Origin of the sequence: Acetobacterium sp. K1/6, from assembly GCF_034438075.1 — a bacterium.
Taxonomy (GTDB): Bacteria; Bacillota; Clostridia; order Eubacteriales; family Eubacteriaceae; genus Acetobacterium; species Acetobacterium carbinolicum.
In genome coordinates this window covers 26,255-49,916 of record NZ_JAXQGA010000010.1, presented here as the reverse complement: position 1 = coordinate 49,916, position 23,662 = coordinate 26,255, and the positions used below count along the sequence as shown (strand labels likewise).

26 protein-coding genes and 2 riboswitches are annotated in these 23,662 nt (G+C 45.1%); of the genes, 20 read left to right on the top strand and 6 right to left on the bottom strand.

The annotated features are described in order from the left end of the window. Positions 1-62: 62 nt before the first annotated feature. The 7 genes from U2P91_RS10515 to U2P91_RS10485 all read left to right on the top strand — a co-directional run bounded on the left by U2P91_RS10515 (position 63) and on the right by U2P91_RS10485 (position 7,240). Positions 63-848 (top strand): ABC transporter ATP-binding protein, encoded by a 786-nt coding sequence (locus U2P91_RS10515; protein WP_111888535.1) that lies wholly within the window; start codon positions 63-65, stop codon positions 846-848. Between the two features lie 3 nt (positions 849-851). Further along, complete coding sequence (locus tag U2P91_RS10510) at positions 852-1,607, top strand: ABC transporter ATP-binding protein (protein WP_322519601.1); 756 nt, start codon at positions 852-854, stop codon at positions 1,605-1,607. A gap of 177 nt (positions 1,608-1,784) precedes the next feature. After that, positions 1,785-1,980, top strand: a riboswitch (cobalamin riboswitch). 212 nt (positions 1,981-2,192) lie between these two features. After that, a complete protein-coding gene (gene nikA, locus U2P91_RS10505) occupies positions 2,193-3,788 on the top strand; it encodes a nickel ABC transporter substrate-binding protein (RefSeq protein ID WP_111888533.1) in 1,596 nt (531 codons plus the stop codon). 40 nt (positions 3,789-3,828) lie between these two features. Continuing rightward, entirely contained in the window at positions 3,829-4,755 is a 927-nt protein-coding gene (gene opp1B, locus U2P91_RS10500) for a nickel/cobalt ABC transporter permease (RefSeq protein WP_111888532.1), read from the top strand. A 1-nt stretch (position 4,756) separates the two neighbouring features. After that, the gene (gene opp1C / locus U2P91_RS10495; protein WP_111888531.1) at positions 4,757-5,653 is read left to right on the top strand and encodes a nickel/cobalt ABC transporter permease; all 897 of its coding nucleotides are present in this window, start codon (positions 4,757-4,759) and stop codon (positions 5,651-5,653) included. Further along, the gene (locus U2P91_RS10490) at positions 5,650-6,483 is read left to right on the top strand and encodes an ABC transporter ATP-binding protein (protein ID WP_111888530.1); all 834 of its coding nucleotides are present in this window, start codon (positions 5,650-5,652) and stop codon (positions 6,481-6,483) included. The genes opp1C and U2P91_RS10490 overlap by 4 nt, the downstream gene beginning before the upstream one ends. Beyond that, positions 6,476-7,240, top strand: a complete 765-nt coding sequence (locus U2P91_RS10485) for an ABC transporter ATP-binding protein (protein WP_111888529.1) — start codon at positions 6,476-6,478, stop codon at positions 7,238-7,240. The genes U2P91_RS10490 and U2P91_RS10485 overlap by 8 nt, the downstream gene beginning before the upstream one ends. A gap of 60 nt (positions 7,241-7,300) precedes the next feature. On the opposite strand, the gene U2P91_RS10480 is transcribed toward U2P91_RS10485, so the two are convergent. Further along, on the bottom strand, positions 7,301-8,104 hold the full coding sequence (locus U2P91_RS10480) for an HAD-IIA family hydrolase (protein ID WP_111888528.1): 804 nt from the start codon (positions 8,102-8,104) through the stop codon (positions 7,301-7,303). A 220-nt stretch (positions 8,105-8,324) separates the two neighbouring features. Between U2P91_RS10480 and U2P91_RS10475 the strand changes: the two genes are divergently transcribed. The 5 genes from U2P91_RS10475 to U2P91_RS10455 all read left to right on the top strand — a co-directional run bounded on the left by U2P91_RS10475 (position 8,325) and on the right by U2P91_RS10455 (position 11,621). Continuing rightward, positions 8,325-8,609 (top strand): hypothetical protein, encoded by a 285-nt coding sequence (locus U2P91_RS10475; protein WP_111888527.1) that lies wholly within the window; start codon positions 8,325-8,327, stop codon positions 8,607-8,609. A gap of 158 nt (positions 8,610-8,767) precedes the next feature. After that, the gene (gene thiS / locus U2P91_RS10470) at positions 8,768-8,962 is read left to right on the top strand and encodes a sulfur carrier protein ThiS (protein WP_111888526.1); all 195 of its coding nucleotides are present in this window, start codon (positions 8,768-8,770) and stop codon (positions 8,960-8,962) included. 81 nt (positions 8,963-9,043) lie between these two features. After that, positions 9,044-9,808, top strand: a complete 765-nt coding sequence (locus U2P91_RS10465) for a thiazole synthase (protein ID WP_111888525.1) — start codon at positions 9,044-9,046, stop codon at positions 9,806-9,808. Position 9,809: 1 nt separating this feature from the next. Further along, positions 9,810-10,964: a 2-iminoacetate synthase ThiH gene (gene thiH, locus U2P91_RS10460; RefSeq protein WP_111888524.1), complete on the top strand. Its 1,155-nt coding sequence runs from the start codon at positions 9,810-9,812 to the stop codon at positions 10,962-10,964. A gap of 72 nt (positions 10,965-11,036) precedes the next feature. Further along, the gene (locus U2P91_RS10455) at positions 11,037-11,621 is read left to right on the top strand and encodes a thiamine phosphate synthase (protein ID WP_111888523.1); all 585 of its coding nucleotides are present in this window, start codon (positions 11,037-11,039) and stop codon (positions 11,619-11,621) included. Between the two features lie 65 nt (positions 11,622-11,686). Here the strand turns inward: U2P91_RS10455 and U2P91_RS10450 are convergent, their stop codons facing one another. The 3 genes from U2P91_RS10450 to U2P91_RS10440 form a co-directional block, all read right to left on the bottom strand. Continuing rightward, positions 11,687-13,429, bottom strand: coding sequence for a putative bifunctional diguanylate cyclase/phosphodiesterase (locus U2P91_RS10450; protein WP_322519600.1), 1,743 nt, complete (start codon positions 13,427-13,429; stop codon positions 11,687-11,689). A 9-nt stretch (positions 13,430-13,438) separates the two neighbouring features. Then, entirely contained in the window at positions 13,439-13,756 is a 318-nt protein-coding gene (locus U2P91_RS10445; RefSeq protein ID WP_111888521.1) for a hypothetical protein, read from the bottom strand. A gap of 123 nt (positions 13,757-13,879) precedes the next feature. Continuing rightward, complete coding sequence (locus U2P91_RS10440) at positions 13,880-14,524, bottom strand: cache domain-containing protein (RefSeq protein ID WP_162624509.1); 645 nt, start codon at positions 14,522-14,524, stop codon at positions 13,880-13,882. 159 nt (positions 14,525-14,683) lie between these two features. Beyond that, positions 14,684-14,799, top strand: a riboswitch (FMN riboswitch). 173 nt (positions 14,800-14,972) lie between these two features. Between U2P91_RS10440 and ribD the strand changes: the two genes are divergently transcribed. The 4 genes from ribD to ribE all read left to right on the top strand — a co-directional run bounded on the left by ribD (position 14,973) and on the right by ribE (position 18,575). Further along, the gene (gene ribD / locus U2P91_RS10435; RefSeq protein ID WP_242988708.1) at positions 14,973-16,040 is read left to right on the top strand and encodes a bifunctional diaminohydroxyphosphoribosylaminopyrimidine deaminase/5-amino-6-(5-phosphoribosylamino)uracil reductase RibD; all 1,068 of its coding nucleotides are present in this window, start codon (positions 14,973-14,975) and stop codon (positions 16,038-16,040) included. Between the two features lie 4 nt (positions 16,041-16,044). Then, positions 16,045-16,707 (top strand): riboflavin synthase, encoded by a 663-nt coding sequence (locus tag U2P91_RS10430; protein ID WP_111888518.1) that lies wholly within the window; start codon positions 16,045-16,047, stop codon positions 16,705-16,707. A gap of 26 nt (positions 16,708-16,733) precedes the next feature. Beyond that, the gene (locus U2P91_RS10425) at positions 16,734-17,936 is read left to right on the top strand and encodes a bifunctional 3,4-dihydroxy-2-butanone-4-phosphate synthase/GTP cyclohydrolase II (RefSeq protein ID WP_111888517.1); all 1,203 of its coding nucleotides are present in this window, start codon (positions 16,734-16,736) and stop codon (positions 17,934-17,936) included. Between the two features lie 171 nt (positions 17,937-18,107). Further along, a complete protein-coding gene (gene ribE / locus U2P91_RS10420) occupies positions 18,108-18,575 on the top strand; it encodes a 6,7-dimethyl-8-ribityllumazine synthase (protein WP_111888516.1) in 468 nt (155 codons plus the stop codon). A 45-nt stretch (positions 18,576-18,620) separates the two neighbouring features. Here ribE and U2P91_RS10415 read toward each other — a convergent pair whose 3' ends face one another. Next, on the bottom strand, positions 18,621-19,250 hold the full coding sequence (locus U2P91_RS10415) for a DUF975 family protein (RefSeq protein WP_111888515.1): 630 nt from the start codon (positions 19,248-19,250) through the stop codon (positions 18,621-18,623). An 83-nt stretch (positions 19,251-19,333) separates the two neighbouring features. Continuing rightward, positions 19,334-19,708, bottom strand: a complete 375-nt coding sequence (locus U2P91_RS10410) for a hypothetical protein (RefSeq protein WP_111888514.1) — start codon at positions 19,706-19,708, stop codon at positions 19,334-19,336. Between the two features lie 109 nt (positions 19,709-19,817). Between U2P91_RS10410 and U2P91_RS10405 the strand changes: the two genes are divergently transcribed. The 4 genes from U2P91_RS10405 to U2P91_RS10390 all read left to right on the top strand — a co-directional run bounded on the left by U2P91_RS10405 (position 19,818) and on the right by U2P91_RS10390 (position 23,657). Continuing rightward, positions 19,818-20,078, top strand: a complete 261-nt coding sequence (locus tag U2P91_RS10405; RefSeq protein ID WP_242988493.1) for a DUF1653 domain-containing protein — start codon at positions 19,818-19,820, stop codon at positions 20,076-20,078. Then, complete coding sequence (locus U2P91_RS10400; RefSeq protein WP_111888513.1) at positions 20,068-21,333, top strand: Sapep family Mn(2+)-dependent dipeptidase; 1,266 nt, start codon at positions 20,068-20,070, stop codon at positions 21,331-21,333. Before U2P91_RS10405 ends, U2P91_RS10400 begins: the two co-directional genes overlap by 11 nt. A 55-nt stretch (positions 21,334-21,388) precedes the next feature. After that, the gene (locus tag U2P91_RS10395; protein ID WP_111888512.1) at positions 21,389-22,654 is read left to right on the top strand and encodes a Sapep family Mn(2+)-dependent dipeptidase; all 1,266 of its coding nucleotides are present in this window, start codon (positions 21,389-21,391) and stop codon (positions 22,652-22,654) included. Between the two features lie 316 nt (positions 22,655-22,970). Then, positions 22,971-23,657, top strand: a complete 687-nt coding sequence (locus U2P91_RS10390) for a class I SAM-dependent methyltransferase (protein WP_111888511.1) — start codon at positions 22,971-22,973, stop codon at positions 23,655-23,657. Positions 23,658-23,662: the final 5 nt, after the last annotated feature.

The following is a 23,662-nucleotide window of genomic DNA, read 5'->3' as shown; positions in this document are numbered from 1 at the left end:
GAGCATAAAAAATTGAGCATAAAAAACTCCGAGAAAAAAATTCCGATCAAAAGGATAAAACGATGCAGCAACCATTATTAGAACTTCAAAATGTAGAAATTTCCTATGACGGACAGCCGATGGTCACCGGTGTTAACCTGAAGATGAAGCAGGGCGAGATTCTGGGGATAGTGGGCGAATCGGGAAGCGGAAAAAGCACCCTGATCAGGGCGACGATGGGCTTATTGGACTGCGCCGGCCGGGTTAATCGTGGCGACATTTTTTACAAAGGCCAGAACGTGATTGACCTCGATGCTGAAGCGCTCAGAACCATGCGGGGACCGGAAATGGGCATGATTTTTCAAAACTGCGGCAGTGCCTTGTGCCCGATAAGAACGATCGGTGAGCAGCTTTATGAAACCATGGAACAACATGGTTTTAAGGACCGTCAAGAGGTGAGGAGGCGGGCGGATACCCTGTTTAACAAGATTAATCTCAAAGATAGTGAGCGTATTTTAAACAGTTATCCCTTTGAGTTATCGGGCGGTATGAATCAGCGGGTGGGGATTGTGATGGCGATGATTCTGGAGCCCGATCTGCTCTTTGCCGATGAGCCCACCTCGGCTCTGGATGTGACGGTTCAGGCTCAGGTTGTCAAAGAGATGATGGCGCTACGGGATGAATTTGGAACCGGAATTGCCATTGTCACGCATAATATTGGGGTGGTTTCTTACATGGCCGATAAGGTAGCGGTGATGTGTCAAGGTCGTCTGGTGGAGTATGGAGATACCCGGGATGTCATCGATGATCCCCAGGAGGCATACACCAGAGCGTTGATTCAGGCCGTCCCAAGAATTCGGAGAAGGTGAAAGATGAGTGAGCTTTTAGCAGTTAGCAACTTAAGTAAAACCTATCATAAGGGAAAAATAAGCATTCATGCAGTTGATGATGTCAGCTTTCATCTTTGCAAAGGGGAATGTCTGGCTCTGGTTGGGGAAAGCGGTAGCGGGAAAAGCACCGTGGCAAAAATGATTACCGGTCTGGAAGCGGCTGATAAAGGCGAAATTCGACTGGGTGGAAAAGACATTATTGGTCTGAGCGGGAAAGCCCAGCGGGAGGTCTATCGGGACATTCAAATGGTTTTTCAGATGCCAGTGGATTCTTTTAATCCCCGGATTAAACTGGGAGATGGCATCATGGAGAGTATGATCAATCAAGGGATCAGTCGTGAGGAAGCCCGGGTGAGAGCCATTAAATATCTCAACATCTGTGAATTAGGCCCTGAATTTGCCGACCGCTATCCCCATCAGGTCAGTGGCGGGGAATGTCAGCGGGCTTCCATTGCCAGAGCCATTGCCATCAAACCCCAACTACTGATCTGTGACGAAGCAACCAGCGCCCTTGATGTGACGGTTCAAGCCCAAATTATGAAACTGCTGACGCAATTAAAAAAAGAGTTGGGAATGTCACAACTCATGATCTGTCATGACCTGGCCCTGGTCCAGGAAGTCTGTGATCGGGTTCTGGTGATGCATCATGGTCATGTGGTGGAAGAAGGAACGCCGGATGAGATTATCATAAATCCTCAACAGGATTATACTAAAAAACTCATTGAGTCAATCTTATAGGTAAACTTCTCTGGCATATAAAGGTATTCTTAAAAAGAATATCATATCGGTTTAAAAAGATTGCGAAAGCAGATTAAACGTGTTAAAATGACAAACAGAAACAATGAAAGACAAGTGATTGTTTCTGTTTTTTAGTGTTTTGATTATTTTTTATTAAAACACCGGCTTATAATTAAATTGAATATTAATAAAACAGGTGCCGGCAGTAATCCAATGTATTACAGGTCGGTGAAAAGGGAAGATGGGTGAAAATCCCACGCGGTCCCGCCGCTGTATGAGAAGAGTTCCTCCAGGAATGCCACCATGATATGGGAAGGCAGGAGGTAATGTTGACGCTTTAGCCAGAAGACCTGCCTGCTTTAATTACTCAATCTCTACGTGTGATAGAGGAGGTGTTTTTTTTAGCAGGCTTTTTTTGCAACCTCACTATCTTTTCTGAGATGGTGGGGTTTTTTTATGGAAAAAATTCCTCAAAAATACAAATCTTTAATGTTGTGATAAAGCTCAGGTTCTTTGCTACAAAAGACAATGGCATGAAACTGGAAGTTGATCAAATAAAACAAGTAGTTTAGAGGAGAAAAGAAAATGAAGTTAAAAAAAGGTTTAGCGGTACTTGTCGCCGCGGTGCTGTGTACCGGTATTTTTGCAGGATGTAGCAGCACCTCGGCAAACTCTGATGTTTCCACTAAAGAAGCATTAAATTATGCCTGTACCAAGGATATCCGGGACATTAACCCGCATCTGTATTCGGGTGAGATGTCAGCTCAAAACATGGTTTTTGAAGGTCTCACGAAAAATGAAGACGGCGAAGTGAAGCCGGCACTGGCGGAAAGTTGGGAAATTTCTGCGGATGGACTGGAATATACCTTCCATTTGCGAAAAGGAGTTACCTTTACGGATGGTGCGGCCTTTAATGCCGAGGCAGTCAAACTGAATATGGATGCCATCGTCGGAAATCTGGAACGGCATGCCTGGCTGGATATGGTCAATGAGATCAAGGAAAATGTGGTAGTCGATGAGCACACTTACAAATTGGTATTAAAGCAACCCTATTACCCCACCCTGGTGGAGTTGGGTCTGACCCGGCCGTTCCGATTCATTTCACCCAATTGTTTTGTTAATGGCACCACCGAAGAAGGCGTGAGTGGTTATATTGGCACCGGTCCCTGGGTTTTATCCGAGCATGTTGATAACCAGTACGCTACCTTTACCCAGAATGAAAATTATTGGGGCGAAAAAACGAAGATAAAAACCGTTAACTGGAAGGTCATGCCAGATCCTCAGACAATTTTATTAGCCCTTCAGAACGGCGAAGTAGATTTACTCTTCGGAGCAGATGGTGATCAGGTTGATCTGGATTCGTATAAAAAACTGGAAGATGAAGGCGCCTACAAAACCTATATCAGTGAACCGATAGCGTCCAGAGCGATTCTCATCAATAGTAATTCACCGATTACCAAAGATATTAAAGTTCGGGAAGCGATTGAATATGCGGTCAATAAGGAAAATATCATTCAGGGAATTTTAAACGGATCTGAAGATCAGGCGGATACGCTGTTATCAAAAGAGGTCCCCTATTGTAACATTGATTTAAAAACGATTTCTTATAATCAGGAAAAGGCTAAACAATTATTAGATGAAGCCGGCTGGAAGCTGGGAACTGATGGGGTTCGCGAAAAAGATGGCCAAAAATGTGAAATCACCCTTTCCTATAATTCCAAAAATGCCCAGGAAGGTACTATTGCCGCCTCGATTCAAGCCGATCTGGCCGCCGTTGGCATCAAGATGAATATTCTTGGAGAAGAAAAACAGGCCTTCCTGGATCGTCAGAAAACCGGCGACTTTGATCTTCAATATTCTTTGTCATGGGGAACCCCCTACGATCCCCAATCTTATGTTTCATCGTGGCGAATTCCCGCCCATGGCGATTATCAGGCTCAGGTTGGACTGGAAAAGAAACAGTGGCTGGATGAAACCATTACCAAGATCATGATTGAAGCTGACGACACCAAACGGGCCGAGATGTACAAAGAGGTGCTAACCTATATTAATGACCAGTATGTGTATATACCGATTTCTTACTCAAAAACCAAAGCGGTGGCCATCGATGGTTTAAATGGGGTAACCTTTAACGATTCTCAATATGAAATACCATTTGAAAAAATGTACTTTTCCAAGTAGTTATGAATAACAAACTGGAAAAATAAAGGGGAGTAAGACCATGAAGCATTACATTGTCAAAAGGCTCCTGTGGATGATTCCGATTTTAATCGGAATCTCCTTTTTTGCCTTTATATTAATTAATTTAAGCCCCAGTGATCCGGCCGAAGTCGCCATTCGGGTCAATGAGGTCACCCCGACCGCAGAGAATATTGCCCAGATGCGGGAGCAATTAGGACTCGATGACCCTTTTATGACCCGCTATCTGACTTGGCTTAGCAATGCCCTTCAGGGTGATTTTGGTAACAGCTATGCCAATAACAAACCAGTCGGTGAAGAAATCGCCAAGGCATTGCCGCCGACTCTTTATCTGGCCAGTGTTTCGCTGTTGATCATCGTTATTATCTCGGTGGCAGCCGGGGTGTTATGTGCTGTGAAAGAGAATAGCATCACGGATAAAACGATGCGGGGGATTGTTTTTGTGGGAACGGCGATTCCGGGCTTCTGGGCGGGCATTCTGCTGATGTGGCTTTTTGCCGTGAAGCTTAAATGGCTGCCGACCAGTGGGATGACGTCTCCGGCTTCGGTGATTCTACCGGCGGTGACCTTGTCACTGGGATATATTGCCACCTATGTCCGGTTGATTCGGAACAACATGATTCAGAACAAGCGGGAGAATTATGTGCTTTATGGTCGGGTACGGGGTTTAAAGGAACAGACGATAATGAAACATGTCTTTAAAAATTCCCTGCAAACCTCCTTAACAGCCCTGGGGATGTCGATTCCCAAGCTGATTGCCGGGACCGTCGTGATTGAAAACATCTTTGCTTGGCCGGGAATCGGCCGGCTCTGTGTGACAGCAATTTTCAATCGGGATTTTCCGATGATTCAGGCCTATGTGCTGATCATGGCGGTGTTATTCGTATTTTGTAATTTACTGGTAGATCTGGGATCCGTTTGGATTGATCCGAGAAGAAGGGAGACGTGAGATGGCAGGATTTTGGAATCGGTTCAGAAAGGACCGCCTAGCGATGGGGGTTAGTTTTTTTCTCTTACTGGTGATTGGTCTGGCTGTTCTGGCACCCTTGGTAGCGCCCTATGACCCTACCGCTCAGAACATCATTGATAAGTTTCAGGGCCCATCGCTGGCCCATTTATTTGGCACGGATCAATTGGGCCGGGATGTTTATTCCCGGATTTTATATGGCGGCCGGGTGACGATCCTCGTTTCGGTGCTGACGATGATTGTCACCATTCTGATTGGTACTGTCCTGGGGGTCATTGCCGGCTATTTCAGAGGAACGGTTGATGATGTGATTATGCGGATCTGTGATATCATGTTATCCTTCCCCAGTGAGGTGCTGATTCTTGCGATTGTGGGGATTTTGGGAACGGGGATCACCAATATCGTTCTGGCAACGGTGATTGCCAAATGGGCCTGGTATGTGCGGATGATTCGCTCGATTGTCATTTCGTTTATGGATAGCAACTATATCCGCTTTGCCAAGGTCGCCGGTTGCTCAAATTGGCACATTGTCAGAAAACACCTGTTAGTTGGCGCTATTGGTGATATTGCGGTGCTGGCCACCTTGGATACAGCGGCGATTATTCTAAATATTTCGGCGCTTTCCTTTTTGGGTCTGGGGGTTCAGCCGCCGACAGCCGAATGGGGGATGATGCTCAATGAAGCTAAAAATGTCATGACGACCAATCCCGGCCAGATGCTGGCACTGGGGATGGCCATTTTTCTGGTGGTGGCCGCCTTTAATTTTCTCGGCGACAGTATTCAGGAGGCCCTAAATCCCAAAATCAATAAGGGATTTAGTACAAAGCGATATTCTTTGCTTGATTCCCTGTTTGCCCGGAAAAAGGCGGTGACCCAATGAGGGTATTACTGGATGTAAAAAATCTCAGCGTTACCGATTTACGGGATCAGGATGAAATCATCCATGATGTCAGCTTTTCTGTGGTAGAAAACAGTTGTCTGGGGATTGTCGGTGAGAGTGGCAGTGGTAAATCGATGATTACCAGAGCCTTGCTGGGAATTACCAATCCCTGGCTCAAAAGTCAGGGCGCCGCTGTCTTTAAGTCTCAGGACAGCGAAAGGGATCTGTTGCAAGAGGATGAAAATACGATGCGAAAGATCCGCGGCAAACAGATCGCAATGATCCTTCAGGATGCCATGTCAGCCTTTGATCCGATTGCAAAAATCGGTGATCAGATGGCCGAAACCTTTGTCGAGAATAAAAATCTCACCAGGAAACAAAGCCTAACACTGGCCAAAGAAGCCCTCGGTCTGATGAATATTTATGATCCGGAACAGGTGGTTAAAAAATACCCCCATCAGCTCTCCGGAGGGATGCTGCAGCGGTGTATGATTGCCACTGCCCTAGCAATGGAACCCGATCTGATTATCGCAGATGAACCGACCACCGCCCTGGATTCGATTAATCAGGGACAGGTGGTGGAGGAGTTTAAAATGATCCGGCAAAAAATGGGAACCGCCCTGATCTTTATTTCGCATGATCTGGGGGTGGTTAAACATCTGTCGGATCGGCTGCTGGTGATGAAGGATGGGGCTGCGGTGGAATATGGCGATGCCGGTGATATTTTTAGAAATCCCCAGCATGCCTATACCAAATATCTCATTGACACCCGGCTGGAACTGACCGAGTCGTTTAAAAAGGCGATGAGAAAAGGAGACCACAATGGCTAAGCTGATAGAAATAAAGGATTTGGAAAAAAGTTATCTAAAGGTGGGGGTCAATTTTGGCGGCTCCCGGGTAAAGATTTTAAACGGGGTGAACATGACCATTGAAGCGGGGGCCTGCGTCGGGCTAATTGGTGAAAGTGGCAGCGGAAAAAGCACCCTGGCCCGGCTGATCATGGGTCTGGAGAAGCCGAATAAAGGCAGTATTTTATTTGAAGGATTACCGGCAAACCAATGGATTAAGAACAATAAGGGGAAAATGTCGGTAGTGTTCCAGGATTACACCGCTTCGGTAAATCCCCGCTATACCGCGGCGGAAGCGATTGCCGAACCCCTTTATGCCAGCGGTGAAGTTAATGATTTGGATCGGCACATTGAAAGACTGTTGGCAAAGGTGGGGTTGGAGCAAGCGGTTAAAAACCGTTACCCCCATGAACTTAGCGGCGGTCAGCTTCAGCGGGTGTGTATCGCCAGAGCGATTGCTACCAATCCCCGGTTTATTGTGCTGGATGAAGCAATCAGCTCTCTGGACGTTTCGGTGCAATCGCAGATCCTTAAATTACTTCATCAGTTGCGGGTCGAGATGAACATCACCTATCTCTTTGTTGCCCATGATCTGCAGGCAGTATCTCATCTGTGCAATAAGATACTTTTTTTGTATCAGGGAAAGATTGTCGAAGAGCTGCAAAGCGGCGAATTGGCGATGGCCAAGAACCAGTATGCCAGGGATTTACTGGCATCGGTGATTCCGTTTGAGGTGTGAAAATGAGGTATAAAAAAAGAGGCGTCTAAAATGACGTCTCATTGATTTTCTATTCCTTTTCTATTGAAGTCCCAGTCCATCAACAATCTCATCAATACCGGTGAGGATATAATTGGGGCGGTAGGGAAAATCATCAACGGTTTCCCGAGTGGACACACCACTGAGAACTAAGAAGGTGGTGAGGCCAGATTCGATACCAGCAATGATATCGGTGTCCATGCGATCGCCAATAATTAAGGCATCATCACTGTGAACACCCAGACGCTTGATCCCGGTACGCATCATTAGTGGGTTGGGTTTACCGATGTAATAGGCTTCCTTGCCGGTAGCCAGCTCAATCGGTGCCACAAAGGCTCGACAGGCAGGAACAATACCGTCTTCGGTGGGGCCAGTTAAATCTGAATTGGTGGCAATCAGTTTGGCACCTTTTTGAATCAGTTTTACGGCTTTTAGCACCGAGTCATAATTATAAGAACGGGTTTCGCCAAAAACGACATAATCCGGGTCCACATCATTCATCGTAATCTGGACGTCATAAAGAGCATTAACCAATCCTGCTTCACCAATCACATAGGCCGAACAGCCTGGCGATTGATCCTTTAAAAATTTTGCGGTTGCCAGAGCACTGGTGTAAAAATGGCTCTCATCAATTTCCAGACCCAACCGGGCCAGTTTTTCCTTTAGTTCAATGGGTGAACGTTCGCTGGAATTCGTCAGGAAGAGAAAATTTTTATCGGTAGCATAAAGCCAATCCACAAATTCCTTTACCCCTGGTAAAAGTCTGTTACCATGGTAAATTACACCATCCATATCACAGATGAAGCCCTTTTTATTTTTAATCAATTCTAATAATTCTTCGTTCATGTTTGTTCCTCCAATTAATTTTCAGTTATTTACATTATTATACCCCATTTAATCATGATTCATCTTAAAAATAAGGGCAATTTATGTAAAAAAATGTAAATAAATGTAAAAATTTGATATAAATCACGATTGGCAAAAATTTTTAGACTTCGCATAATTATTTACATGGGCAACTGTGATAAACTAAAAATATACTATTTCAGAAAGGCAAGGAACCCAAATGGATACAATCTTAAAAAACTATGATGATATGCGTGTGATGCGGATGATAAAAAAAGAACTGATCAGCTGTGAAGCCAATCTGGAAATGCTTCGAAAAGAATATGAGGAAAAGGATGATCAGCTTTTGGCATTGGGGATAAAAAAAGAAGTGACGAATCGCTTCGTTGATGAAGCGGAAGTCGGCGCTCTGACGGAGCGACTTGAAGCCTTAAAAAAAGAAATCCTGGAAATTGAAGAAGATAAGAGTAAAATGGCGTCTTTTAATGCCTACACCAGAAGTTAGGAGAACACCGCTTTAAACGGGGCTTGACTTTAGCGATGTGATGTAATAAAATCAGAATATTAAGAGTTTAATAGAAGTACAAAATGGGGTGCACCACCGAAAGGGTGTAATCGCGTTTTGTGCTTTTTTTGCGTTTAAAAACAGTGAAGGAGAAAAAAATGAGAGTTAATGGAAAAGAGATGAGCCTGGATAGCAATCAAAATCTGTTGCAGTTTTTAGTTGATAATCAGTTTGATGTCGCCACCCTGGCGGTGGCAAGAAACGGCGAAATCGTCCCGAAACCGACCTATGATGCGGTAATACTTTGTAATGAGGATACCCTGGAAGTGGTTCGCTTTGTGGGCGGGGGTTGAGCTAAACTAAGAAACGGAAAGATCGGTAACGACTGTAGAAACAATGGGGTTAGTGGCAATAAGGTCACAAAGGAGAAAAAAATGACAGGTCAATTAGTAATTGGTGGACACAACTTTAATTCCCGGTTTATTCTGGGTTCCGGCAAGTTTTCACTGGAAATTGTGAAGGCGGTGGTTGAGAATGGTGGCGCAGAAATGGTGACTCTGGCGCTGCGGCGGGCAAATCTGGGTGGCGAAGAAAATATTCTGGATTATATTCCCAGGCATATTACCCTGCTGCCCAATACCTCTGGGGCCAGAACGGCTGAAGAAGCGGTAAAAATCGCCCGGCTGGCCCGGGAAATTGATTGCGGGAATTTTGTCAAGGTGGAAGTTATTAGGGATTCCAAGTATTTGTTTCCTGATAACTATGAAACCATTAAAGCGACGGAGATCCTGGCGAGAGACGGCTTTGTGGTAATGCCCTATATGTACCCGGATTTAAATGTGGCACGGGATTTAGTCAGTGCCGGGGCGGCGGCAGTCATGCCTCTGGCTTCTCCCATTGGCAGCAACAAGGGCCTTTGCACCCGTGATTTTATCGAGATTCTAGTGAGTGAAATCGCAGTTCCAATTATTGTCGATGCCGGCATCGGGCGGCCATCTCAGGCTTGCGAAGCGATGGAAATGGGGGTCGATGCAGTGATGTGCAATACCGCGGTAGCAACGGCTAAAAATATTCCGCTGATGGCCAGAGCCTTTGGTCAGGCCATTGAATCAGGCCGAAATGCCTATCTGGCCGGGCTGGGCCGAGTCTTAACTCAGGGGGAAGCATCCAGTCCCTTAACGGGATTTTTGGAGGACTAAGATGGAAAAAAAACGAACAGATCCGATGGCATATCAACCGGGTATGGAGAGAATCACTTCGGAGATTCTGGATAAGGTCCTAAAAAATGTGGATAACTATGACTATTTAAAGGTTACATCCAGGGATGTAAAACAGGCGCTAAAAAAAGATCATTTATCAATAGAAGACTATGGAGCCTTATTATCACCAGCCGCGACACCTTATTTAGAAGAAATGGCAAAAAAAGCTATTCTTGAAACCAGAAAGCATTTTGGTAACAGCATCGGTCTGTTTACGCCGCTCTATATTGCCAATTATTGTGAAAATAACTGTGTATACTGTGGATTTAATTGCAAAAATAAAATCCGTCGGGGAAAGCTTAGCCTGGCTGAAATGGAAGAAGAATTAAAAGCCATTGCCAAAACGGGCTTAAAAGAAATTCTGATTTTAACGGGCGAATCCCGCCATCATTCCGGAGTTGACTATATTGGTGAAGGGATTAAGATGGCAACAAAATATTTTTCTACCGTGGGGATAGAAATTTATCCTCTGAATGTTGATGAGTATGCCGATCTAAAAAAATGCGGCGCCGATTTTGTCTCAGTCTATCAGGAAACCTATAATCTTGGCAAGTATGAACAGGTTCATTTAAGCGGTTCCAAGCGGGTCTTTCCCTATCGATTTGATGCCCAGGAGCGGGCTTTGATGGGGGGCATGCGCGGGGTCTCTTTTGGGGCGCTGCTGGGGTTGGATGATTTTAGAAAAGACGCCTTTGCGACCGGGTTGCATGCTGCTTTTATTGTGCAGAAATACCCCCATGCCGAAATCGGCTTTTCTACCCCACGGCTCAGACCCTTTATTAACAATGCCGACAACAATCCCAATGATGTTCATGAGCAACAACTGCTGCAGGTGATGTTGGCTTACCGCTTGCTGATGCCCTTTGCGGGGATCACGATTTCAACCCGGGAACGGGCCGGATTTCGTGATCATGTGATTGGGATGGTGGCGACAAAAATTTCCGCTGGCGTTCGTGTCGGGGTGGGCGGCCATGAAGAGGAAGAAAAAGGTGATGAACAGTTTGAAATTTCCGATCCCCGAAGCGTCAGCGAGGTTCATCAGATGATTTTAAATCGCGGGCTCCAGCCGGTTTATACCGACTATATTCGGGTATAAATCGATTAAATTGGCGGTTTTCTTTTTCCCCAAATATGATAGACTAAGAATAAGAAAAGGAAGGAGCCGAATATGCTCATTTGTATAACGAACCAGAAATTATGCACAGACGATTTTGAAAATCGCATCGATAAAATTGCCAGCGGGAAGCCTTATGCCATTATGCTAAGAGAAAAAGAATTAAGTGAAACAGATTATCAAGAACTGGCTATAAAAGTAAAAGAAATTTGTGAACGACACCAGGTAAACCTGATTATCAATCAGGATATTGCGACAGCACAGCGGTTAAATGTGGGCGCTGTTCAGGTATCCATTGATGAGATGAGAAGACATGGTGAAATGCTAAAAAAATTCGACCGGGTGGGGGTATCGGTTCACACAGTCGAACAGGCCCGCGAAGCGCAAGCATTGGGAGCCGATTATTTAATCGCCGGTCATATTTTTCCCACCGAGTGCAAGAAAAATCTGCCGGCGCGGGGACTCCGTTTTTTAAAAGAAGTATGCGATGGTGTCACCATCCCAGTTTTTGCTATCGGTGGCATTAGCGAAGTCAATTACAAAATCGCCTTGATGGCTGGCGCCAAAGGGGTTTGCATCATGAGCGAAGCGATGACCACCGATCATCCGGAAACCCTGGCTCAGCGATTTATCTTTTAATGAATTGTTTTTAATAACACCACCATAATTGAAGCGATCGGGTTTAAACAAAAAAGGGATATGGCTTAGCCATTATCCCTTTTTGATTTTTCCATAAAAGCTAGCAGTTCGTCCTCATCAAGCGGTTTGGCGTAGTAAAAGCCCTGGGCAATGTGACAATTGTTTTTGAGTAAAAAGTCAATTTGTTCTGGGGTTTCCACCCCTTCGGCAATGACCTGGAGATTGAAATTGCCGGCCAGTTCAATGATGACCTTGGCAATGGTGCCGTTGTCGTAATGGGGAATGCCTTTTATAAAGGAGCGGTCGATTTTAATCTTATCGACGGCAAATTTTTTCAAGTAACTCAAGGAGGAGTAGCCGGTTCCAAAATCGTCGATCGATATCTGAATCCCCATCGCATGGAACTGGCTAAGGATGGATTCACATTCATCCTCGTTATCCATGAGGATACCCTCGGTGATTTCCAGTTCCAGCAGTTCCGGCGGGAGGTTGGTTTTAGTCAGGATCGATTGGAGCAGATCGCCAATATAAGGTGACTTAAACTGAAGCATCGACAGGTTAACGGCAATCGGCGTTTGATAACCCAAGGTGGCCAGTTTTTTTCCAAATTCACAGGCGTTTTCCAGCACCCATTCGCCAAGCGGAATAATCAGATTTGATTCTTCGGCAATGGCAATAAAGCTTGCTGGGGGAACCATGCCATTGGCGCTGTTCCAGCGGATCAATGCCTCCAGGCCAACGATCTGATTGGTGGCCATATTCATCTGCGGCTGGTAGTGAAGCACAAACTCCTGGTTGCTCAGGGCATTGCGCAGTTTATTCTGGAGCTCGTATTTTTGAATCGAGAGGGTGTTAATTTCTTTGTCATAGAATTCAAAACGGCGGCCCTTATTAGCTTTTACGTTATTAAGGGCTGAAGCGGCCGTTTTTAACAGTTTGGGATAGTGGTTGGCATCATTGGGATAGAGACTGATACCCATGCTGACGTCAACAATGAGTTCTTCGTCATTGATGGCAATCTGTTTTTCCAAGGCCTTGCTTAAGCCCAGGATATATTCATACAAATTTTCATTGGAAGCAACATGCGCTTTCAGGATGCCAAACTCGTCATTGCCCAGACGGGCTAACACATCCTGATCACTGATTAAGGTTTTAAGACGATTGCCCAGAGCAATCAGGACCTTGTTGCCGAAATCAAAACCTTTGGCCTCATTGATGATTCTGAAATTATCGATATTGATCAGGATTAGGGCGTGATTGCCAACATTATCAGTGTCACCACTGATGAGATTTATTCCTGATTCATCCAGAAACACCTTATTGTTCAGTTTGGTCAGATTGTCAAAATATTTCAGATAGTAAATATCTTTTTCAATTTGTTTATGGGCTGTGAGATTGGTGATATTACCGATATAGTAATCATCCTCGCCATTTTTTACCTTACTGATGCGCAGGAAAAGAAAGAGGATCTCTTCTTTAGTCAGGCTATATTCGATTTCACCGGACCAGATCGGATTCATTTGCAGGCTGTCCACCAGTGGTGCATTGATAAGAATATTGTTCTCTGACAAGTTTAGAGTCGGGATTGCTTCTTCTGGAATACCGATAATTCTGGAAAAGGCCGCATTATTGTAGATGCAGAAAAACTCATTATTCAGGATAAAGATCCCTTCGTCGGTGCCGGACAGTAATTCCAGAATCATTTCCAACTGGGATTGAACGCCCTGACGTTTATCAATTTCTTTATTTAGGGCAATATTGTTGGTCTGGACCGCTTCGATATACTCCGTAATCCGGCGGCTCATCATCTTAAGACCTCAGGATAAAATGCCAATCTCATCCTCCCGGCGATATAAACTGTCCGGTAGATTGATTTCCTGATCACCCTGGCTGAAGGTTTCAACCGAGTCGGAAATGGTCACAATCGGTTCTGAAATAAGCCGGGTCATCTGTCTGATAAACAAAGCAATCAAAAAAAGCAGAAGCAGCGAAATAAAGAGCAAACTAACGATAAACTGATTCAGCGGGGCCAGGACTTCTGATCGGGGTATCACGGTTGCCACCGTCCAGTTGGAAGACCGGGTAGGAACGTAGGCAATGTATTTGGCATTGTTTCCCTGATGACATTCAATCACGCCGCTTTTTCCAGAGGTGATTTCGTCGACATAATTGTCAAGATAGGAAAAAGGTTTGGGGCCATCCGCAGAATAAAATTTGAGATCCTGAGGATGGTAAAAAATACTGCCATCTTTATTAATCTAAAGGGTATAGCCGTTCTGGCCGACCTTGTAAGTATCCATCAGCTTGGAAATATCGGAGACCTGTAAGTCAATACCCATGGCACCGATAACGTCGTTATTTTTAAGGATCGGGGTAGTGATGGACACGACCATTTCTTCAGTGACAATATCAATATAGGGATTAGTAACCGTCACACCCCGGGATGTTAAGGTTTCAATATACCAAAGTCGTTTATTCAGATCATAGTCGGGTCTCGGATCAAAATCGACGGTGGAAGAAATCACATCATTGGATTTTGTGACGCCGATATAAGCCAGAGAAATATTGGGGTCCGAGGCCTTAATTGCCAGAAGTTCCTGAGACACGACGTTAAACAGGGGATGCTGTCGTTTTTCTTCCCGGGTATTGAGCGCTTCGGTAATAGCCTGGTAATCCTGGTTGGTTTTCATCTGTTCCACGATGACAATATTCTTTTCAATGAATTTATCAATTTCAGTGGCAATCTGCAAAGCATCCTTAGATAGTTCCGTTTTGCTGTGATCCTCAAAAAAATTACTCAATAATTGGATGGAAATAATCCCATAGACAGCAAAGGCAACAATAATAAATCCGATAACAATTGTCCCGATCCGCCGGATCAGGCTTTTTTTAAACCACTGCACAGGTGCTCCATCCTCTCTCTGAAGGTTCAGTCAAATTTATAATGCTGAGTGTTCGCTCGTTTCATGCTCCTATTATAAACGAAAATGAGCTTAAAGAAAAATAATTTTTAAGGTATTGACAGAAATATAGCAATATGATACAGTTTATTCAATTAAATATGAAGTCTTCAGGGCAGGGATTGTTTCCCTACCGGTGGTATAGCCCACGAACCGCAAGGTATGATTCGGTGAAATTCCGAGGCCGACAGTTAAAGTCTGGATGAAAGAAGATAATAAAGTTTTGCATGTTGATAATCTTTGTTTATTTAGCTCTGAAATGGTAACCATTTCAGAGTTTTTTTTATACAACGATAAGTAAATCTGTAAACAAACCCTTTGCCCTGAATGATGATTCAGGGTATTTTTCTTTTTTGAGAAAGGAGAACGTGTGGAAAATCATCAAAAATATATGGATCTGGCTATCGACCTGGCCAAAAAAGGTCGCGGCCGGGTAAATCCCAATCCCCTGGTGGGAGCGGTGATTGTCAAGGATGGTGTAATTATCGGCAGCGGTTATCACGAACAATATGGCGGGCTTCATGCCGAACGCCAGGCCCTGGCGGTTTGTACCCAGTCGGCGGTCGGAGCAACCCTCTATGTGACCCTGGAACCCTGCTGTCATTATGGCAAAACCCCGCCATGCACTGAGGCGATCATTGAAAACAAGATCAGTCGGGTGGTTATTGGGTCTACCGATCCCAATCCGCAAGTCAGTGGCAAGGGGATTGAGATCCTCAGGCAGCAAGGGATCACGGTGATAACCGGAGTTAGGGAAACGGCCTGTCAGGAAATGAACGCCGTATTTTTCCACTACATCAAAAACAGAACCCCCTATGTATTAATGAAATATGCCATGACCCTGGATGGCAAAATTGCCACTTATACCGGGAAATCGAAGTGGATTACCGGGGAAGAGGCCAGGATAGCCGTCCATCAGACGAGAAATGAAGTTGCCGGAATTATGGTCGGGATCAATACCATTTTAAAAGATGATCCCCAGCTGAGCTGCCGGATTGATGGCGGCAGAAACCCCAGCCGGATTATTTGCGATACCCATTTGCGCACCCCGCTGTCATCCCGGGTAGTAAAATCGGCCGATAAAATACCGACCTATCTGGCCACCTGTTCGCGGGATCAAAAAAAAATAAAACGGTTTGAAATCATGGGCTGTAACATTTTAACTGTTTCAAGAGAAGGCGATCATCTGGGCCTCAATGAGTTGATGCGAAAATTGGGCGCAGCGGGGATCGACAGCATTTTGCTAGAAGGTGGGGGCACCCTGAATTTTAGTGCCTTAAAAAGTGGCATCGTCAAAAAACTCCAGGTTTATTTGGCCCCTAAAATATTTGGCGGCGTCACTGCCAAAACCCCGGTGGAAGGCCTGGGGCTGGCAGATCCAGAGGAGGCCTTTCAATTTACAGACAGAAAAATAAAAATTTTCGGGGAAGATATTTGCCTCGAATATATAAAGAGGTAAGGACATGTTTACAGGAATTATCGAAGAAGTTGGCAAAATTACTGCTGTAGTTAAGGGTCAACGATCGTCCCAATTATGGGTTCAGGGTGAGCTCATCATGGACGATTTAAAACTGGGCGACAGCGTGGCGGTGAATGGGGTTTGTCTGACGGTATCCCAGCTCCGTGGAAATAAGTGGATGGCCGACGTCATGAGCGAAACCCTAAACCGCAGCAACTTGGGCGATTTAAAAGGAGGCTCGGCTGTCAATCTGGAACGGGCGATGTCGGCCAATGGCCGTTTCGGGGGACATATGGTGGCCGGCCATATTGACGGAACAGGTCACATTGTAGATATTACCACTGATGATAATGCGGTGATCTTTGAGATTGCGGCATCGCCGAAAATACGGCGCTACATCATCGAAAAAGGTTCAATTGCTATTGATGGCATCAGCTTAACGGTTATCGAAATAACCGTAGGCAGCTTTAAGGTATCGATCATTCCCCATACGGTTAAGCACACGATCCTGGGAATAAAAAAAGCTGGCGATCCGGTCAATCTGGAAAACGACCTGGTCGGCAAATATATCGAAAGCCTGTTGTTAAGTCCACCTTCAAAAATAGATTGCAGCCAGGAAAAATCCAGTGGTTTGACCTTTGATTTTCTGACTGAGGCCGGGTTCTAAAACTAATAAAATTAAGAGAGGGTACTATGTTTAAATTTAACACGATTGAAGAAGCACTAGAAGATTTACGAGCGGGCAAGATTATCATCGTTACCGACGATGACGACCGGGAGAATGAAGGCGACTTTGTCTGTGCGGCTGAATTTGCCACGACCGAAAACGTCAACTTTATGGCCGTTTATGGAAAAGGGCTGATTTGTATGCCGATGAGCGAAAAACTGGTGCAAAAATTAGCCGTTCCCCAAATGGTGATGGAGAATACCGATAACCACGGTACCGCCTTCACCGTGTCAATTGACCATGTCGATACCACCACCGGTATTTCCGCGGCAGAACGTTCCGTCACCGCCATCAAGTGTGTTGATGAGAATGCCAGACCGGAAGATTTTAGGCGGCCCGGACATATGTTTCCACTGGTGGCCCGGGAAAACGGGGTTCTGGAGCGAAATGGCCATACTGAGGCGACGGTCGATCTGGTCAAACTGGCCGGGCTGAAAGAATGTGGCCTGTGCTGCGAAATTATGCGAGACGACGGCACCATGATGCGCACCCCGGAGCTGATCGCGTTTGCCCAGACCCATCAGATGAAATTCATCACCATTAAGGATTTGCAGAACTATCGCAAACAAAATGAAAAACTGGTGGAACGGGTGACGGTCACCAAAATGCCCACCAAATACGGTGAGTTTATCGCCTATGGCTATGTCAATAAGTTAAACGGCGAGCATCATGTGGCCCTGGTAAAGGGCGATGTAAGCGGCGAAAGTCCGGTATTGTGTCGGGTCCATTCCGAATGTTTAACCGGCGACGCTTTTGGTTCGATCCGTTGTGATTGCGGCGATCAGTTTGGCGCGGCGATGACCGCCATTGAAAAAGAAGGCCGGGGCGTGCTGCTTTACATGCGTCAGGAGGGCCGGGGGATTGGTCTGATCAACAAATTAAAAGCTTATGCCCTTCAGGATCTGGGCATGGATACGGTTCAGGCTAATATTGAACTGGGATTTCCGGAAGACCTGCGGGAATATTATATCGGCGCTCAGATTTTAAGCGATTTGGGCATAAAAAAGCTGCGGCTGCTAACCAATAATCCTAAAAAAATGGACGGTTTGTCAGAATTTGGGCTGGAAATGGTCGAGCGGGTTCCCATCCAAATGGAAGCATCCAGCCACGACCTGTTTTATTTAAAAACCAAACAGGAAAAAATGGGCCATATTTTAAATTATAACTAAAACCTAGTGATAAACTGCCGTACCGACCAATTGTTAATCTGTTGTTTGCTGCAGACTCGGACAGGCTTGGGCCGTGTCCGCTCTGATGCAAACAACATGATGTAACAATTGTCGGTACTAGGTTATCGTTTTGAAAGTTAGATAACAAAAATTATTATAGAGGAGAATATAATGAATGTATATGAAGGTAAGTTAGTATCAAAGGGAATTAAAGTGGGGATTGTGGTGGCGCGGTTTAATGAGTTTATTGGTTCTAAGTTGTTGGGCGGAGCCATTGATGGCTTGAAGCGTCACGATGTGAAGGAAGAAGACATCGATGTGGCTTGGGTACCGGGAGCCTTTGAGATTCCCCTGATTGCAGCCAAAATGGCTAAGTCAAAAAAGTATGATGCCGTTATTTGTCTGGGGGCAGTAATCCGCGGTTCCACTACCCACTATGACTATGTCTGCAGCGAGGTGTCAAAGGGCGTGGCCCATGTTTCGTTGCAGTCAGAAATCCCGGTGATCTTCGGGGTGCTGACCACTGAAAACATTGAACAGGCCATAGAGCGGGCCGGAACCAAGGCTGGCAATAAGGGCTATGATTGTGCCCTGACAGCCATTGAAATGGTTAATCTGATTAACGAAATAGCAAATTAAAAAAGAAGGGGCAGGAAAATTCTGCCCCCCCTTTTTAGATAAGTTTTAAATGAGTTCATCCAGGCTGACGACGCCGTTTTGAAGTGCTAATTCTTTAAGATCTTCATATTGTCCAGCCATGCTGGTAAAGAAGTAGGGGTTCACATAGAAGATACCAAGAATACCAAAGGTAAATCCGTTAAGGATAAACCATCCCAGGAAGCTGAGTGACATCACAAAAATATCGCCCTTATGCCCCTCGGTCATTCGCATCGAAATTTTAACGGCCTCAGTAGCCGGTACATTGGGGTATTCGGCCAAAATATAAGGTGTAAAACTATAAGCGAGGGACTTTATAATACCGGGTATAACAAAAAGCAAAGACCAGAGAAAAACAAATAATTCCATCCAGAGCATGCCACCAAGTTTCCGTCCAAAATCAGAGAAACCGGTTTTAAACATGTCTTCAAGGGTTGGAGCGGGGAGTTCGCCGCGGTAAATCCAAAGTGAAAAAAACTGTAGACCGACCATCATGGGCCCCCAGATAATCAGACCACCTAATCCTCCAATAAAGGAAGTGATGGCGGAAGCCGCACCAATAACAACCAATGCCAATATGGTTGCGCCAACACAGATCCAGTAATTCTCAGAAAAGTTCTGCTTGGCGATGGCTTTAATTTCTTGTCTCGTTTTCATAAAATCTCCTTTAATATTTATTTTATATAAACAATAAAAATGCGAACAAAAATTATTAAGGCACCTTTATTGGAATTTAAATATCAGGATTCCCAGGTAACGAAATAAACGCCGTCCGCTCTTTTTTGACCCTTACCGAGTTCAGCGTGTCTTAAAACGCTGAGATCAGCACTGACTTCTTCGGCTGTCAGACCAAATTTTTCGACAAACTGGGGAATGGTGACCCCGTTGTTGGCAACGATGTATTCATAAAATTCTTTTTGACGGGGGGTCAGGCCCTGGGTTCCGGTGTGGCCGGATCGTTGTCGATCAAGTTTGGCACTGAGAACGGCACTGGGATCGCAGGTTTGAACCAGTTTATGCTGACCTAAGGCGCAGTCATCACAAAAAATCTTACCTTTTACTTCGTAGATATCATCCTCTTTAAGTTCAATTCCGCAGGAAAAACATTTTTGCATAAGAAACTCCTTTATCCATAAAATTTGATTTCAGCTTAAGAAAATTTTGGTATTCTCTTAAGAATCTTTGTATATAATATCACGATTTACGAGAAGAAGAAAGTGAAAGTTGAGTGATCTAGTAGTGAAACAAGATATTATCAAACCCGGACGTTATCGACATTATAAGGGCAATGAATATGAAGTCATCGGAGTTGGAACCCATAGTGAAACATTAGAAACCCTGGTGATTTACCGGCCCTTGTATGGGGAAGGTGGACTTTGGGTTCGGCCAGTCACGATGTGGGACGAAATCATTGAAAAAGATGGCGTCATCATGAAACGTTTTGAATACATTGGAGAGGCATCATTAAAAAAAGATGAACGATAAACTAAAAGTTAAAGACCTGTTAAACGACCTGAAAGGGTTGCTACAAATCGATTCGACCAATGCCGATGCCGGACCTGTTATACCAGAGGCACCCCTAGGCATTGGCATTAACGCGGCAATCAACTATGTGTTAAATCTGGGCGAGCGCTTTGGCTTTAAAACCAAAAACTGTGACGGCTATTGCGGTTACATCGAAATGGGTCAGGGTGAAGAAATGATTGGCATTCTGACCCATGTGGACACGGTGCCGGTGGGGGATGGCTGGTCCGTTAATCCCTTTGATCTGACCATTGACGGCGATAAGGCCTATGGCCGGGGAACCATTGACAATAAGGGCCCCACCCTGGTGGCGCTTTATGCCATGAAGGCTTTGGCAGATAGTGGAGCACTTTTGAATAAACGGGTTCGTCTGATAATCGGTGGTGATGAAGAAGGTGAACAGTGGCATTGTATGAACCGCTATAAGGCCACCGAAGAAGCGCCGACTTATGCTTTTTCACCGGATTCCGGGTACCCGGCCATCTTTGCTGAAAAAGGCATTCTGAATGTCTGTATCAAAAAAAATCTGGAGCCCACCACTTACAACCTGGGCTTTTTTAGCGGTAATCAGATCAACACCGTTCCCGATTATGCCAAGGCCATTGTCAGTGATGCCGTTTATGAAAGCATCGGTAAGCCAGCTCATGCATCTCAGCCCCATGAGGGGGTTAATGCGATGTTTTTATTGGCCAGTGAGTTAAGAGTGCTGGGGTTGGAGCACCCCTTTCTGGATCTTATCGACATCGCCACCTCCGAAGGACTGAATATCGATTTTGAAGATGAAATTTCCGGGAAACTCACCATCAATCCATCGATTGCCAAGGTTAATCAGGACAAGGCGGTGCTAAAGTGCGATATCCGTTATCCGGTCACCATGAAGGGAGCGGACATCCGGGACCACATTGAAAGAGCCGTTACCCCTCTGGGTTTTACCGTTAACATCAATTATGATCTGCCACCGCTCCATATTGAGAAAGAAAGTTATCTCATTGATGCGCTTCAAAAAATTTATGAAGACTATACCGGCGATACCACCGGTCCCAAGGTCATCGGCGGGGGAACTTACGCCCGGGCCTTTGATAATGCCGTGGCCTTTGGGGGACGATTCCCCGAGGAACCCAACACCTGTCATCAGACCGATGAGTACTGGAGTATTAAAAGCATGAAGAAGAATTTTGATATTATCACCAAAGCGCTGGAAAGTCTGGTACAATAATAGCAGGGTGGCCATGCGGTAACCCTAAATCGTAGCGATAGAAATGGGGAAAAAGATGACCATTCATTTTGATAAACAAGCAGTCTTAGAGGCCTTGCGAGGCCTGTTACAAATAAAGTCGGTGAACGCCAACGCTGGAGCGACCACTTCAGAAGCGCCCTTGGGAACTGGGATCAATGCGGCCATTAATTACGTTCTGGAGTTAGGTAAAAGTTTCGGTTTGACCACTAAAAACTGTGATGGCTATTGCGGTTACGTGGAATTTGGCGAAGGGCCAGAAATGGTGGCGGCCATCACACATGTTGATACGGTCGAAGTGGGTGACGACTGGACCGTGCTGCCCTTTGACTTAACCATTGATGGCGATAAAATTTATGGCCGGGGGGTGCTGGACGATAAAGGACCTACCATTGTCTCTCTGTTTGCCTTAAAAGCCCTGAAAGAGGCCAAGGTACCGATTAATAAACGGATTCGCCTGATTATTGGCGGTGATGAAGAAGGCGGCAACTGGGCCTGTATGAAACGCTACAAAGAAACTGAAGAGATCCCCACCTACGCCTTTTCGCCGGATTCCGGTTTCCCGGTTATTTTTGCGGAAAAGGGCATCATGAATGTGATTCTTAAAAAAGAATTGGATAATGGCACACCCGTACTAAACTTAAGTAGTGGTAAACAGATCAATTCGGTTCCGGATTATGCTAAAGCGACTTACAACGGCCAGACCTACGAAGCCAGGGGCAAATCCGCCCATGCTTCTGAGCCACAAAAGGGTGACAACGCTCTGATAAAACTGGCAGACGAATTACGGGCGGCGGGTATAAAGCATCCGATTCTGGAGCTGCTTAAGCGGGCGACCCCGGCAGGTTTTGGGATTAACCTTTCTGATGCGGTATCCGGGGATCTGACCCTTAATCCGGCTATCGCCTTTGTAGATGAGAATATCGCCGTGCTTCGATGTGATATCCGCTACCCGGTGACCATAAAGAGCAGCGAGCTCTGTAAAACCATCCTGAAAGCCATCGAAGAGCTGGGCTTTTCTCTGGAAATGGATCATGAAACCCTACCTCTGCATGTCGATCAGGAAAGTTTTCTGGTCACATCGCTGCAAAAAGTATATGCCGACTACACTGGCGATACCAGCGGTCCGATTGTCTCGGGCGGCGGAACCTATGCTCGGGCCTTTGATAACGCCGTGGCCTTTGGCGGCGTTTTTCCCGGTGAAACCAACACCTGTCATCAGACCGATGAGTCCTGGAGCATTGACAGCATGGCGAAGAACTTTGATATTATTGTGAAGGCTTTGGAAGTGCTGGCGCAATAGAAGTAAGTCTAATTCCTAAAAGAGAATCGCGGGAATCAGATGACTCAAAAAAACAATATTGATTGTTGTGATAAAGGATAAAGTGAAGCGATGATATGATTATCTAAATTCACTTTTATTAAAATAATGATTGACAAATCGATTTCACTGGAATAACATATCTACAGGTATATACTGCCAAAAATAAAAATAGTGAAAGACTTGTCTGAAAACTTATTTTAAAATTTAATCAATTAATTTAGCCATGAAGGTTGAGTGTTCTATCGTAGATAGAAATCAATTTTCGTGGCTTTGTTTTTTTTGAAAGGGGTTAAAAATGGAAGTAGTTGGAGTAATAAAAAAAATTGAAGCGTACTGGGACAAGCGTTCTGATTCGTTTGATGCTGATCATGATACGGAGGATTTGCAGGCATGGATGGAGGCGCTTAACAATCTTTTAGGGACGAATCAGAACAAAAATGTTCTGGATCTGGGAACCGGAACCGGATTTCTGGCAAATATGACGGCAAAGCTGGGTCATTCAACCATCGGGATTGATATATCAAGAGAGATGATGAATTATGCAGTTAAGCATGCAAAAACAGCAGCGTCGGATGCTGTTTTTATGGAAGGGAGCGTTTTAGAGCTGCCCTTTATGAACGAAACCATTGATTTTATTATCAATTCCCGGCTGATCTGGACACTGGTTGAACCGGATCTGGCAATCAGAGAATGGCTGCGAATTTTGAAACCAGGGGGAAAAATTATGTGTTTTAACCGGATGAAGGAGGGCGTTGGACTAAATATTGGCAAGGTTAATATTTATGAAGATGAAGAAGTGGATAACCATCTGGTAGTAAAGAGCGCTCGCATGGAAGAACTGAAAGAGCTTTTGGAAAGAAACGGTCTTGTTGAAGTGCAGATACAGAAGTTACCGGGTTTGACCCGTCCGGGATATGATTATGATCCATGGTTTGTTCTGATGGGAACAAAGGTATCAGAAACGGGTGTGCTGATTTCATGAAGGAC